Origin of the sequence: Enterobacter cloacae complex sp. 2022EL-00981, assembly GCF_028737495.1 — a bacterium.
GTDB classification, from domain to species: Bacteria; Pseudomonadota; Gammaproteobacteria; order Enterobacterales; family Enterobacteriaceae; genus Enterobacter; species Enterobacter cloacae.
Map to the genome: position 1 here is coordinate 21,755 of NZ_JAQZRK010000033.1, position 13,181 is coordinate 34,935.

The window sequence follows — 13,181 nt, forward strand, 5'->3', positions numbered from 1 at the left end:
TGGTAAACGGGCGGTCTTTGACCGCCAATGCAGTTACATAATGCCGGCGATGGATTTGGCCAGCTGTGCTTCCAGAACTGGCTTAGCCTCTTCAAACTTGAGGTTCACCTTATTGGCATTGGAAACCACACGGGTCTGATATTTAGCGCGGTTGCCCTGCTCGGTGCTGGTCTGCACTTTCACGCCTGATGTTCCCTGCTTCAGAGCTGCAATGTTATCAGTGGTAACGGTAGCCTTGCTGCGCTCGGAAATTTGCAGATCGGTCACCATCGTGTAGTTCACGTCTTCAACCATTGCATCGGCAGCCATACCAATCAGTCCCGTGGCCAGCCCTACACCCAGTGTCGCACCTGCTGAACTGGAGTTATACGCGGTGATGCCTGCTCCCAGAGCTGCGCCCATGGCTGCTCCTTCATAACCTGTTTTCAGGAAGCCCTGGGCTTCACGTAGATCCATCTTTTCAGCTTTCAGCACGTTTGCCTGAATCCAGTAGTAGGCGGCGTCCGGAGAACTGGTGACGCGGTAGCCTTTGGCGGCCAGTTCATTTGTAATTTGTGCCTGCAGACCAGACATGTCCTTGTCAGAGGTATTACGGATCTGAAGATAAACCGTTTTCTCTGATGATGGCTCCAGCCAGATGGTTTCACTCATCTGAGTTTTGACATCGAGATTACGCTTCTTCACCGCAGTGGACATGGCACCACAACCTGACAGTGCAAGAGTAGAAGCGATCAGACCTACAACGGCTAATTGTTTTAATTTCATGAATTCTTCCTGTGCATAGAAAAACGTCCCCGTTAGCGAGATATAGCTAACAGAGACGTTATCGGCTGATTTGAAAAGAATTTTAGGTTTAGATATGAAAAACCCACATCCTTGTAGCAACAATGCGGGTCTTTATGATGGCTAAAAAGCTAACTACTTAAGGTTTTTCTTCAGCTTATTGATTAATGCACCAACGCCAAATTTACTTACCTGAAGGTTGACAGTGAACGATGTGACAAAAATTGCGATGACCATTACAACTGGTGTGGCAAATAAATACATCGCATTGTAGAAGGACATGAAGCACGTAATGAATAATACGCTTACATACAACCCTATTCCTTTAAATATAGCTCTCTTCATATGAGCTATGAGAGGCGTGTTTTCCCTTAAATTTTGAGGGATTGAGTGGAAGAGACTCACGTATGGCAACAATATAATCCCTTGAAAGGCTCCTACGACCATAGCCATATAAACAGGTATGGCTTCACCAGAGAGGATATAGCCAATTAATAGACCAATACTAAAATCGCGATGATTCGAGATCGCACATACGGCCCCGAAAGTAATTGTCGAAAGAATAATACCTATTAGAGGTAGAGTTAACGAAACCCTCAGAGCTTTAGCTATTGATGGTACAGGTCGGTTTGTATCCGACACTCCATCTAAGATTGCTTTAAAATCACGATTTACATCGTTGAAAGTTAGCATGTTCACCCCGCTCTTTTTCTCAAATCTTCAAGGTTTTTCTTGTGCATCTCAATTTCATCGTTGTGTAGGATAGGTAATGTTTTTTGCCTTAAATCTTCTGCCTGTTTGCCTTCACTAAATTGAGCTGTGAAATTGTCATGTTGTCCCTTAAGAATATCACTGGATGCCTGAACAGTGGATTCTTTTTTCTCTATTTCCTCAGAAGATTCGTTGATTTTATGCTCGTTTTCAGATCTTTGTTCCGCTACACGTCGCTGGATATCATTTTGCGGACCAAAACCCTGACCTGACTGTTCGTGCAGTTTTGCCTGGTTTTCTTTGAAAGACGCCTGCATAGCATTACCCTGAACCCGCTGCTCCTCAACATTCATGGTTGCAGGGTTATGGCTCATTTCGTTCCTGTGGCCTGCTGCTCCCCCTTGTTCCCATAAGGTCCCGGATTGGCGTAATTCCTGCTGCATCCCAGCGCTGGAGTCAGAGTGTTGCCTTTCAGCCGAATGTCTTCCGGTATCATGACCACTGGATTTAATGGAGAGGCTATCCTGTTCGCTTCTGTGAGAGCCTGACTGGATATGGGAGCTTTGTTCCTGTCTGCCGTAGCCAGAATGTACTTCGTTATGGCTGATTTCCTGTTGACCGGCTAAGTTCTCACTGTCCGTTTGATTTTGCGCTAACAATGATGACTCATGGCTACCCGAAGCAGAACCGCCTGTTTTCACAGACACGCTTCCCCCCTCAGATGAAACCTGTCCACCGTAAGTGCCCGCATATTCCGTCACCTGAGACGCTCCGTCTGTATGGTGGTTCCCCGTGTCGTTCGAATTATAAGAGCCACTCTCGACAGGGCTGTAACGTATACCTCCATCATTACTTGCTGGGCCCGATCCTTGCTGACTGCTGAGGGCTGGCTGAACCACGTGCTCACCACTGAAGGCTGCATGCTCCTGACCGCTGGTAAGATCTGAACGGCCCTGCTGATAATCCCCCATGATTTCAGGTTTGAGACGCTCATTTACGAACTCCATCGCCGCTTCGCGCGCCGATGGCGCACTTGTCAGCATGGACTGCGCCTTATCGCCGTATTTATTGGCCGCCCAGTCCACAAACTCCTGCGTATAGTTTGTATCGAGGCTTGCACTCTGGTTCTGCGCAACAGTGGCCATCCTGCTGAACTCGTTACTCTGCGTTGAACTAGTGGTGTACTGATGGTACTGGCTTTCAGCATCATTGAGTGTTGCGGCCAGCTGCTGAACATTGCTGCTTGCTGCATTCTCCGTATGGTTCGCACCATCGGTAACGCGGCTACTTTTAACCATATCCATACCCTGACGGAAGTCATTAACCGCCTGGCTGTTCTGGTCATGTCGCATATCCTGGTTGTTGGAGTGTGTTTCCTGGGTTCCATGAGAACTTCCACTTGAGCCTTTAACTTCTGCGCCAGCATGCGCTTCAAAACTCACCCCGGTAGCCCATTTACCTACTTTACCAAATGCCTGATCGCCAGTGTTAAATTTACCGCTTGCTCCAGCATTAACACTGCCTTCAACAGATTTTGACATCAGCTGGTTGTAAGCCTCCTGCGTAGAGATATTATTCGCCTTCGCGTAATTCTCTGCAGCAGACATCATCATACTGGCACCGCGCGTCGCGTTTGTGGCCTGGCTGTTTTCACTGCCTTTAATCAGGCTGTCGCTGGTACCTGTCTGATTAGAAAGCTGAGAGAGCTGTGACCAGCCGCTGGTAACGCTGTGGTTGTAGCCATCAAGAGCTGTCTGTGCCTGGACCTGCGACTGACGGGCTGACTCCTGGAAACCACTGCTGGCCAACTGGCTGAGCTTCATGTTCACCGGCAAATTCGACATTGCACCGGAACCGTCGATAACCGTGTGGCCACCGGCCGTCTGGGTCTGGGTTGAACCATTATCTGCCTGCCACGTCTGCTGGCCCTGACGCTGCATCAGGTTGGTATCCATCTTGTTCTGGCTGACATTGTCCATCGACATGTTGTTAAACGACCAGTTTCCGTCCGCCGTGGTCGCTGCCACACCGGCAGAAGTGAATGCGCCCGAACTGAGGACACTGCCTGCTACCTGAGAGCCCATAGCCGCAGCACCCTTGGTCAGATAGAACGACAGCACCGGGATGGACAACGACAGATACCCTGCCAGATTCGCCACGTCCGAATGCTGCAGTGCCACCACATCCTTGTTGGCCAGCACCAGAGGCGTGCCCCCGGACTGACTCTGCAGCCAGTAGTTGGCGGCATAGTTAAGGATGGCGAACATCACCGGCCACATCTGGAAATAGATAAACCCGGAAACGTATATTTTCAGGGTGTTCAGGCCAAACAGAGTGTGATTTGATGCGGCCAGCGCAATCATAAGCGGGAACAGGCACACCAGAATAAGCATCAGCAGGGACTGCGCAAACGGCAGTGTACGGGTGGCCAGTTCGTTACCTGCTGCCCAGCTCAGGCGTTGTTTCGTTGCTGCGTTCTCGGTGGCCAGGTTCAGCAGGTTAGCCGTATCGGATGAGCGCGCCGCAAAGCCTTTTATCCCCTGCCGGACTGCGCTGTTGGTAATGTTATTCTTCATGATCTGCGCGGCTGTCATGCCACCGGAGTAGAAGTAACCGTAGCTCTCACCCATAGCGTTGGCCAGAAGCGAGGCGCCATTCAGCTTGTTGCCGAAGACCTTCCGCGTCAGCCAGGTAAACGTCGCACTGCCCGGATTGACGTCGGTATTCGCCAGCTTCTGTATCTCCGTTGCCGCCTGCTGACAGGTCAGGAACTGACGCGAGGTGGAGGTCATCTTAAAGATGCCCCGCAGCGGGCTTGGGTTACTGGTTATCAGCGTCAGCGGGTCAGTGGAATTGAGCAGCTGATTGATGGTGTATTTACCGTTCAGCAGAATATCGCCGATCACACAGTTTTCCACATAGTCCGGCAGCATCTGTGCCAGCTCCGGATTCTGCGTGGAGAAGTCGCTGGTTTCCGCCACAATCTGCGAGCCAAACAGCATACCGGTCTTGCTGTAGGTTACCGAGTCGGGCCTGGCCATCAGCATGTCGTACACCGATGCCATTTTGTAACCGATGCTGGTCGTCAGTGACGCGATGGCAGCCAGACCGACCGGTACATTGTCGGTTTTCCACACCGCAGCCGGGTCTGAGAGGTCAATTATCTGTACTGAACGTTTCGGTACCAGCAGGATGGACGTCAGGATCATGAAGATCGCCAGCCACTGGACGAAGACCATCGGGTTACGTTGTTTGATGAAAGTGAGCAATACAGCCAGCACCCCGAAGGTGCCGGCAATACGCATTAAAGTGTGGAAGGTATTCTGACCGACAAGGGTGACAACGGCGTCCAGCGCCGTTTTCCACATTCCCCCGCCATAAATGGTGTATATCTCAAGCATCAGCGATCACCCCAGTGATAGTTGCTTTGATAGGAGCCTGAAACAATGGTGGACACCTGCTGCTGCAGGTACTGCATGTTGCGGTCGATGCCGTCCAGTGCGTTCTGGTCTGCCGCAGACTGCAGCTTCATGTCGGCCAGCAGTCCCTGCGCATGAATAATGTTGTCGCGCAGCTTCGCAGCGGCCTCTTCCGGGAAGTTCTTACCAGCCAGAGACAGGCTTGCCTGTTTCACCAGTTCCTGGAGGTACTGGATCATCAGGTCCTGCGCGATGAAGTCGGAAACCTGCAGGAGGTACGTAGCGCTCATCCCCATACTCTGGGCGTTGGTCAGGTATTTCAGTACCGGCACAGAGGTGGTGTTCACGAAGCCTTTTTCCTGATCGGTCAGCGGTTTGTCATCGACAAGTTTGTTCTGCATCGAGAGCATCAGGTTTTTGACCAGTGTGACCAGAGCGTTGGACTCAGTAATCGTCAGGTTAGTGACGACAGGCCCCAGACAGAGTGTTGCCTCATCGCACCCGTAGACCTTCGCTGTTCCCCCGCGCATCAGAACTTTAATCAGGTCGCGGTTATCGACCAGCGGCGTCAGGATTGTTACGTCTCCGGTTTTGTTGAAAATGATAGAGCCGACAGTACTCATGACCAGCTCCTTCAGGGCGCGATCGTTACCAAGCAGCCCGTTCTTACTGAGCGTGTCCCAGATAAGGTTTTTGTTTTTCAGTACCTGGTCTTTTTCTGCATCGCCGGCTTTGGCCGTGACTTTATCCCCCTGTCCTCCGACGGTGCAGCCCTGGCGGGAGGCCGCCCAGTCAGCAAACATGTTGGTTTCGCCGGCAATGTCCTGGCAGATTTTCTGCTGTGACACCTGCGTTACGGGCCACAACCCGCCTATGATGCCCTGAGCGGCCTGGCACGAACTCATGTTCATGGAGTTAACATCACTGGCCAGCTTCTGCAGGAAATCTTTCGCCTGCTTCAGCTCCGGGACCATCGTCTGCAGTGCCAGGTCGAATGCATAGCCAGCCGCGTTACTCATGATTTGCTTCACGAATCGCTGAATTTCCTCACCGCTGATCATGCTGAATGACCCCAGGTAGGCATCGATACCGCCGCAGCCGGCGTTCAGGGACGGCAGCTGCATTGAGATCAGCTGAACGTTTTTGACGGGGTTTCGCAGGTAGACTGACCCGCCGGAGAAATACCCGGCCGCCTGCCCCTGCCAGGCCTGCGCCTGAGAGACGTTGCCGCTGTAGCCCAGCTTGCCAAAGAAGCCGTTGAGGTCACCATTGACGTCCGCCTGAGCAGGCAGCGCTGCCAGACCTGAGAAGAACACAATCCCTGCCGTAATAAGCGCCTTAATCATTAGGCACCTCCACAGCTTGCGTATCCTTGCCTGCCGGGATGTCAGCACGGTTCAGTTTGCAGCAAAGATATGAGGCCAGACAGAGCCAGCTGCAGACGAGTAAATTCACCGCAATGAGCGCGATAATCGCGGCCATAACGCCCCACAACAGGTACTGCGGATAGTGGATAAGAAGCGAGAGCGTAAACTGTTCGGCGCGGTCAACGGACATCGTACTGAGCGTTGTGATGGCGCACTTCACATATACCCTTTCGACTACGGCGGTAAAAATTAAGGCATAAAACAGTTTCAGGGTTAACAAATCCGTCCATTTTCGGGTTTCCGTATCCTCACTACTGTCTTTCAGTATCCCGATAGCCTGGTTTCGGATAAACGTCTTCAGTCTGATGTGCCTCATGCAATCTCCTCCCGGGGTTTCCTGACCAGGGTCTGCCGGCAGACGTACAGCCCGGTGACGGTGAAAAAGAATCCGATACTCAGCGAGATAAGCAGGAGCACCGGAAAGTCCTGCAGACAGGTTGTCAGTTCAGGACGGTTCAGGACGCTGACCACCCGGTGGGCCAGTACCCCATAGAATGCTGCGGACACAAGCAGCGTCACGCTGAATAACAGCCACACGCGCTCGGTACGCGATAACGCATACGTATTTGTCGTCATTTTGTAGTCCGTTTGTATTACTGAGGGGTGACCTGCGCGCTTGCCGGCATGGGCGGCAGCGTTTTCGGATCGACGTTGTCCATGTCAGCCTGAATCAGGCTGGCCATACGGCTCTCAAGAGCGGGGATGTCCATCACACCCTGGGTCAGCGGGTAGGCTTTCAGGGTGTTGACGTTGACCATAAAGGCCGTCGGTGTCGCAATCGGCAGCCCGTTTCCGAAGAAGGTCACAATCTCGTCTGCAATGGGCGATTTAAGATCGCTCTTGCGCGGGATCATCGGCGTCGGAAAGGCGATATCGCCGCCACCGTCCAGGGTGTACGGATAGACCTTAATTGCATGCTCATCGGCCCAGCCCTTCAGAAGAGGGTCAAACTTCGCGCTGTACTGGCAGTGTGCCTGCATAAAGAGCACCACGGCATAATCTTTCATGTTAGCCTGACGTCCGTCCGGCAGCGCCATCAGGCTGGCCGGCGCAGGTACCGGAATGGAGGAGGCGGTGACGGCTGCAGCGTCAGTTGAGGCCGTTTTTGTCGCTTCAAGCGCCATTAACTCCTCGCGCGCCCCGGCGTTCGCCAGCAGGGGCAGGCACATCAACAGAGCCGTGAGTCCGGTTTTAATGTTCATGGTCGCCTTCCTTATGCGTTTGCCCTCTTTCGTCTCGGTACCAGCGATAACCGGCATAAATCACCATGCCAGCCGCCCCGGCCCACATCCCATTGCACAGCCACAGCAGGCCCTGCTGTGTATGTTCCACGGACCAGGTCATCAGCTCGCTCAGTACGCGCGCCATCGTGCCCCAGAAAATCAGTCCTGCGAGAAGAGTTGGTTTCATTCCTGTGTCTCCTTGTTCTGCCGTACCAGAACCGAATGTCTGTCTGGTGAAATGCGACGCTGAGCGGCCCGGGACAGGCCATATAAAACAAACCACAATCCAAAGCCCAACATAGCGGACATCATCCAGACGTAGCGCAACGTTGCATCAACCGAACGCACCCATGAATCGCTGTCAACGGGCCCGCGCTGACATAACACTTCAGGCGGTGCTTTATCTAAAACGGAAGGCACGGGCTTTAACGACTCCCCGGGTTCAGGTGGCGAGAAACGCCCTGCCATCTCATGTTCATTAACACATCCCATCACCTTGCCGGCAGGCGCACCCTCAGTCAGGTGATGAAAGGTCGTCAGGAATTGCCGGGAAAGTGAGCCGTCTGATGCCGCCAGCATCACAAACACATACAGCACCAGTGCCGGGCCGAGGACGAAGGAATACAGGGCAGCCCGCCCTGCATCGCGGATGAGGGTAAACAGTGTTTTTGTCATAAAAGGCTCTCAGGAATTGGGTTTAAAGCCGGTGGCCACGTTCAGGAATCGTTTTGACAGGTCATCTTGGGTCATGAAGCCATAGGACAGGGCACGGTAGTTCTGGTTGCGCGGGTCAACCAGGAAGAGCGCCGGAAAGTGCGTGATATTCATCGACCGGGACTGTCCGGTGTCCGGACGGCTTTGCGGCAGGGTGGCCGCCACCTGTCCGTCAACCGAGACCGGAATGAGTGAGATCCCGTTGGTTTTCGCAAAGTCAGCCACCACGCCCGCCATCTGCACATCAATCGGGTCACTGCCCCGGTAGAAGTAGAACAGACCGTACTGCTGCGCAAGCTGCTCCACGGCGCTCTGCCGCGTCTGCTGGTCACGGGTCTGCATAAACGGCGCCATGCTGTTGTAGTGCGGATACTCCAGGTTGTAGTCGAGGTCCGGATGGCTCAGCTGCGCCGCCGCAAAGGACTGGCTGAACATCGATGCCCGGTCCGTCCAGAACTTCTGCCAGCGCAGGAACGTCGCCGTGTTTTCCCTTGAGGGGTACAGGATAGCGCGGTTAAGCGCCTCCTGTGTATACCCTTTCAGCACCCTGGCCTGCTCCATCGGGGACATTTTGCTGAGATCCGGAATGGCCTGCGGTGCTGGCTGCTGCGGTTTCCGGGGCTGCTCAGGGGGCTTTTTCGGTTCGTTGTACCAGGACCAGCCGGTGAACGGCTCAGCCGGCGTCACAATCTCATCGGCCAGTGCCGTATGGCTCGCCAGCGCCATAAGCAGGCCACAGAGGACACGCTTCATTTGCCACCTCCCTGCTGGTTCACCTGCGCGGCGATGCGATCCTTAATCTGCTTGACCTGCGCGCTGGTATCGGGGATTTTCTGGTTCTTCATCAAATCCTCGTAGAAGTCAGAGAAGTTGATTTTGTCGAAGTCGATACTCTGCAGTTCCGGAACCGTGATCCCCCGGCAGTCCGGGCTGTCACCGCTGCCAAACTTCACACCTAACTGGTCGCGACGCCCCTGCTCCTGAATGATGCGGGCAAGCTTGCCGTCAAACACACAGTAAACCTTACTTTTCTGAATGCAGGCTCCCAGCACCTTACGGTCGCAACGTTCACCCACGCTAACGGTTATCTTCTTGGCTTTCGCCTTACCGAGAGCAAGTTCATCATCGTTACAGGCTGCCAGCCCGGTATCCTGTCCCCATCCTGAGTCCTTACAGCAGTTTGAGAAGCCAGCAAACGCCTTGCGGCAGCTCATGGCCTTACCCGTGAACGCTCTGACATCTATAGTGCTGTTCTGATCCCTGACATCTTCTGCCGCAGAGGCCAGGCCCGCAAGTTTGGCCACTGCCGTATCAAACCCGTTATCACCGGTACCATTGGTCTCATCACAGGCCCCGGACTTGCAGATGTATTCCCCGCCGCAGACAAGACCACTGGATGACCACGTTTTCTGACACTGATACGTTTCCGACTGGTGAGTACATACCCCGGATTCCGTTGTTGTGCAGGTATGTGAAGAAAGTGTGCAGGCGGGATTATCCATCAGTGAACCGCAGTTTCCCCGGGAACTGGTACCCGTCACGTATTCATCCGACCAGGCCCAGCAACTGTTTGTCTGGCTGTACTCCTTGCCGTCAACGATTACCGTACGGGTGCCACCAGGCTCAGTACAGGTACTGCCAGCACTGGACAGAGCCGTTTTTTTGTCAAAACCACAGCTTTCAGTCCAGGTCGTCTGCGGAACCCAAACCTTTGTACCGGTACGGTAAACGATGGTGATGACAAAATGGTACATATGGTTGGTTTTACCCATCTCCCAGATACTGGCAACCCTTTCGGGTACTTTTTGTCTGTTATTAAACGTGATGGTCAGCTTCTCTCCTTCGGTAAAACTCTTACCCGGGGGCAGGTCATACGACCCGGAGGTTTCGTACATCGTCATCAGTGAACCGAGAGCCGTAATGTTCAGGAACCAGAGATCGTTGCTGAACGCTAAATGTTTCTTGAACGTGTAATTCATCGTCGCTGAATACACCGTTCCTTCCGGCATGCTGTACGACACTTCCGGGCTGCTGACGTCCAGATTGTCTGAATCAATGGTGATGGTCTTATAGCTGTAGTTATCCTCATAATGCCCGGTGATACTGGCTGTTCTTCCGCACGTCTGGATGGTGGCCACATCCCGATCGCAGGTAAAGTTCTCAAACGTCGATTTTGATACAGTCGTCTCCTTACACTGCTGACTGGTGCCATTCATGATCCCGCCTGCCGTACCCTCCGCATTTTTTCCGATGGTAATAAAGGGGGCGTTCGGGTCAATTGTGGGGGCCGGGTTTTTGGTACCGGAACTGATCACCGACTGTGCCGCATCATTTCCCTGCAGGGCCGCCTGCCCTTTGTTTGCCAGTCCGCCATCGCCGCCATTCACACCGCCGTAATACCCTTTCTCCGGTGGGTTAGCGGTATAGCCTGGTATTGCTCCTGTGACGGTACCCGGATTTTTCAGGACCCCCGTGCCGGCGGAGGCATTGCCCTTGCCAAAACTCGCACCCGCCTCAAAGGCTGGATCGGCTGCGCCAGCCAGGAGCGGGAAAAGCATCAGCATCGTTGAAAGGAGTTTTTTCATCTGGCAGCCTCCAGGAGATGGCGGGCCGTTGCTGCACAATCACCGCTTTCTGCCACCTTTTCCAGCGCCTGCTGCAGGGGCAGACTTCCCCGGATAACGTCATGATGGCCAGGGCAGGTCACCACCAGGGCGGGCACCGTGGTGATGTTGTACTGAGAGAATAACGTTGGATCGATTTGTACGCCGGCGTCCTTGTCCTCCTTATTCAGCTCAAACATGGCCGCCGCAGTCTGTCGCATGTCGTTATTGACCAGTCCACGCAACGTTGGCGGTATGTTGAAACGACGGGCAGCCTTCAGCATGGACAGCAGACCTTCGCGCGGAATACCGAGGCTCACAAAGTAAATAGCCGGGAACGTGTCTTTTTCCCCCATCGCGTTGGTTTGCGCGGCGATATCGCCCTGCAGGCGGCTAATCAGATCCTGTTGTCGCTGTGGCAACACAGACCAATCTGTTGCCGGATGGCCCTGCAGGTCTTCCTTCATGGCGGCCAGCGCGTCCTGCTGACCTTTGATCCAGCTATGGTCGGAAACGGAAATATCGGGCTGGGCGCTCGCCAGAGCCAGCGGCGCGAAAGCAATCAGGACGCCGATCGTCAGCGCCCGGAGATAAGCGTTTTTCATTGTCATGTCCTTAGAGGAAGACGCAGTTACGTTTGCGCCAGAAGAGATAGCCGAAGTTCTTTTTGGAGGACGGGGAATTGTGCTTTGTACCCCACAGCTGCGTACTGGCCCCGAAGGGATGACAGTTGTTCGTCTCGGGATACATGTTCACCATCTGATATCGCCATCGTTCTTTCGGGATGATCGGAGACGGATACTGGTTACATACTGCGTTATCTGCACCAATAGAATTCCAGACCAGCCCCTCTCGATGCATCTTGAATGCCATTCGCTCGCCAACCAGCAGAGAGGCCTCAAGCGGAGAAAACTCACCACTGGTATAGCCCGTCAGCGGGTACATTGACCCCTGACTCCCTGCACACCAGAACAACGGCGAGAGCGGCAGCCCCGCTGAAGCGGCGGCGGCATCAGCTGCGCACGCGCCCTGAGCTATCAGGTTGCCGAACAGTGCTGCTTCGGGGTTGATCAGCATTGAGAGCGTGCTGTCATTCCAGAGAGGATCGACTTCGGAAAGATAGGCGATATCCATGTCGCCGGTCTGCAGGCAGCCCAGACTGGTGATGATGTTCAGCCAGAAAATGAGCGGGTACTTATACCAGTGGACGTGGTAGAACGTACCTGCAGCGGGCCGGTCACTCTGCCCTGCGGTTCCCGTACCCGTTCGTCCGAGATCGATTTTAAAGCCGCCCATGTTAACCATGACACCCGGCTCACGGGTCACGTCCACCATGGCCATCGGCTCCCAGAATCCGATGGCCAGACCGATGCGGTACAGAATCCCCACCGGGCAAATCTGGATGGGTGAAGACGGGTTGGACGTGTCTTTCTGTGGCCCGGATGCCAGCTGGATATTACCGAGCGTCATTGGAAACAGGCACTTCCAGCAAACGTCCGTGATCGGATTCACCCATCTGCCGTCACCGGCATTACTGGCTGCGGCCATTGCCTGGGATGGCATCCAGGAAATAAGAACCAGCAACACACCGGCCAGCCATGAAAAGTGCTTCATTTCACCTCCCGGAGCCACACACAGACCGGGCCGTCCTCAGTGTCATGAATGGAGCCGATGAACCAGCCCTCGCCCTCTGGCGCTGAGGGATGCCAGTCACTGACGTCCTGTATGCCCTTTTCCCAGGCCGCAATAACATGGGGAGGCGCGTCATTTTCCATCCAGCGGGTGGCGCAGGTCAGCCTGTGCTGTCGCATCCAGTCGCCAAATTCAGTCTGCGTGGCCTCATCACTGGCGGGGACAAAATAATGAGGGTGCGTCCAGAAGCCGTTGCGGTCACGGGTAACCGTCACCGGCCTGAGCGTTTCAGGGTGAGTCATGGGGTATCTCCGGGCGTGCCGCAGCCACCGGACGGCGGGAGGGCTTAAGAAATGGTCAGTGGTTTTTCGCTTTATCAGCCGCTTTCATGATAAATGTCAGCCGCTGCTCTTTGGACATATCCTCAAGAGCCAGCAGGCCTGCTCTTAACACGATTGAGGGATAATAAAGGGGATTTTCTGCGAGAATGGCCTTAAGCCGTAAAGCCGATTTTTCATCATGACGAACGGCTGTAACATTCCGGCCCTTTTCAGTATCAGGGTCTTTTTTCATGGCGTTACCTGGTCGGGGGTTAATCGGAAACCGGGATGACATTCAGGCTGAGGCGGAGCGCAACGCAGTGAGCACCGAACATCCTGAAGGGCAGCG

15 protein-coding genes are annotated in these 13,181 nt (G+C 54.1%); all 15 read right to left on the reverse strand.

Annotated features, from left to right (window positions below):
* Positions 1-33 precede the first annotated feature (33 nt).
* Positions 34-765: a conjugal transfer complement resistance protein TraT gene (gene traT / locus PUZ33_RS21185; RefSeq protein ID WP_229078609.1), complete on the reverse strand. Its 732-nt coding sequence runs from the start codon at positions 763-765 to the stop codon at positions 34-36.
* A gap of 153 nt (positions 766-918) precedes the next feature.
* Positions 919-1,476, reverse strand: a complete 558-nt coding sequence (locus PUZ33_RS21190; protein ID WP_047959894.1) for a hypothetical protein — start codon at positions 1,474-1,476, stop codon at positions 919-921.
* Between the two features lie 2 nt (positions 1,477-1,478).
* The gene (gene traG / locus PUZ33_RS21195) at positions 1,479-4,895 is read right to left on the reverse strand and encodes a conjugal transfer mating-pair stabilization protein TraG (protein ID WP_229078608.1); all 3,417 of its coding nucleotides are present in this window, start codon (positions 4,893-4,895) and stop codon (positions 1,479-1,481) included.
* Complete coding sequence (gene traH / locus PUZ33_RS21200; RefSeq protein ID WP_061549499.1) at positions 4,895-6,259, reverse strand: conjugal transfer pilus assembly protein TraH; 1,365 nt, start codon at positions 6,257-6,259, stop codon at positions 4,895-4,897. The genes traG and traH overlap by 1 nt, the downstream gene beginning before the upstream one ends.
* Positions 6,252-6,656, reverse strand: coding sequence for a hypothetical protein (locus PUZ33_RS21205; protein WP_214599675.1), 405 nt, complete (start codon positions 6,654-6,656; stop codon positions 6,252-6,254). The genes traH and PUZ33_RS21205 overlap by 8 nt, the downstream gene beginning before the upstream one ends.
* The gene (locus PUZ33_RS21210) at positions 6,653-6,916 is read right to left on the reverse strand and encodes a hypothetical protein (RefSeq protein ID WP_013087221.1); all 264 of its coding nucleotides are present in this window, start codon (positions 6,914-6,916) and stop codon (positions 6,653-6,655) included. Before PUZ33_RS21210 ends, PUZ33_RS21205 begins: the two co-directional genes overlap by 4 nt.
* A 17-nt stretch (positions 6,917-6,933) precedes the next feature.
* Complete coding sequence (locus PUZ33_RS21215; protein WP_061549497.1) at positions 6,934-7,542, reverse strand: type-F conjugative transfer system pilin assembly thiol-disulfide isomerase TrbB; 609 nt, start codon at positions 7,540-7,542, stop codon at positions 6,934-6,936.
* On the reverse strand, positions 7,532-7,750 hold the full coding sequence (locus PUZ33_RS21220) for a hypothetical protein (RefSeq protein WP_061549496.1): 219 nt from the start codon (positions 7,748-7,750) through the stop codon (positions 7,532-7,534). The genes PUZ33_RS21215 and PUZ33_RS21220 overlap by 11 nt, the downstream gene beginning before the upstream one ends.
* On the reverse strand, positions 7,747-8,238 hold the full coding sequence (locus PUZ33_RS21225; RefSeq protein ID WP_107112170.1) for a hypothetical protein: 492 nt from the start codon (positions 8,236-8,238) through the stop codon (positions 7,747-7,749). Before PUZ33_RS21225 ends, PUZ33_RS21220 begins: the two co-directional genes overlap by 4 nt.
* A gap of 9 nt (positions 8,239-8,247) precedes the next feature.
* Positions 8,248-9,030, reverse strand: a complete 783-nt coding sequence (traF, locus tag PUZ33_RS21230; RefSeq protein WP_013087217.1) for a type-F conjugative transfer system pilin assembly protein TraF — start codon at positions 9,028-9,030, stop codon at positions 8,248-8,250.
* On the reverse strand, positions 9,027-10,862 hold the full coding sequence (traN, locus tag PUZ33_RS21235; protein ID WP_107112172.1) for a type-F conjugative transfer system mating-pair stabilization protein TraN: 1,836 nt from the start codon (positions 10,860-10,862) through the stop codon (positions 9,027-9,029). The genes traF and traN overlap by 4 nt, the downstream gene beginning before the upstream one ends.
* Complete coding sequence (gene trbC, locus PUZ33_RS21240; protein ID WP_206865149.1) at positions 10,859-11,485, reverse strand: type-F conjugative transfer system pilin assembly protein TrbC; 627 nt, start codon at positions 11,483-11,485, stop codon at positions 10,859-10,861. The genes traN and trbC overlap by 4 nt, the downstream gene beginning before the upstream one ends.
* A gap of 10 nt (positions 11,486-11,495) precedes the next feature.
* Positions 11,496-12,494, reverse strand: coding sequence for a conjugal transfer pilus assembly protein TraU (traU, locus tag PUZ33_RS21245; RefSeq protein WP_206865148.1), 999 nt, complete (start codon positions 12,492-12,494; stop codon positions 11,496-11,498).
* Entirely contained in the window at positions 12,491-12,814 is a 324-nt protein-coding gene (locus PUZ33_RS21250; protein WP_206865147.1) for a hypothetical protein, read from the reverse strand. The genes traU and PUZ33_RS21250 overlap by 4 nt, the downstream gene beginning before the upstream one ends.
* A 55-nt stretch (positions 12,815-12,869) precedes the next feature.
* A complete protein-coding gene (locus tag PUZ33_RS21255; protein ID WP_013087212.1) occupies positions 12,870-13,085 on the reverse strand; it encodes a hypothetical protein in 216 nt (71 codons plus the stop codon).
* Positions 13,086-13,181 lie beyond the last annotated feature (96 nt).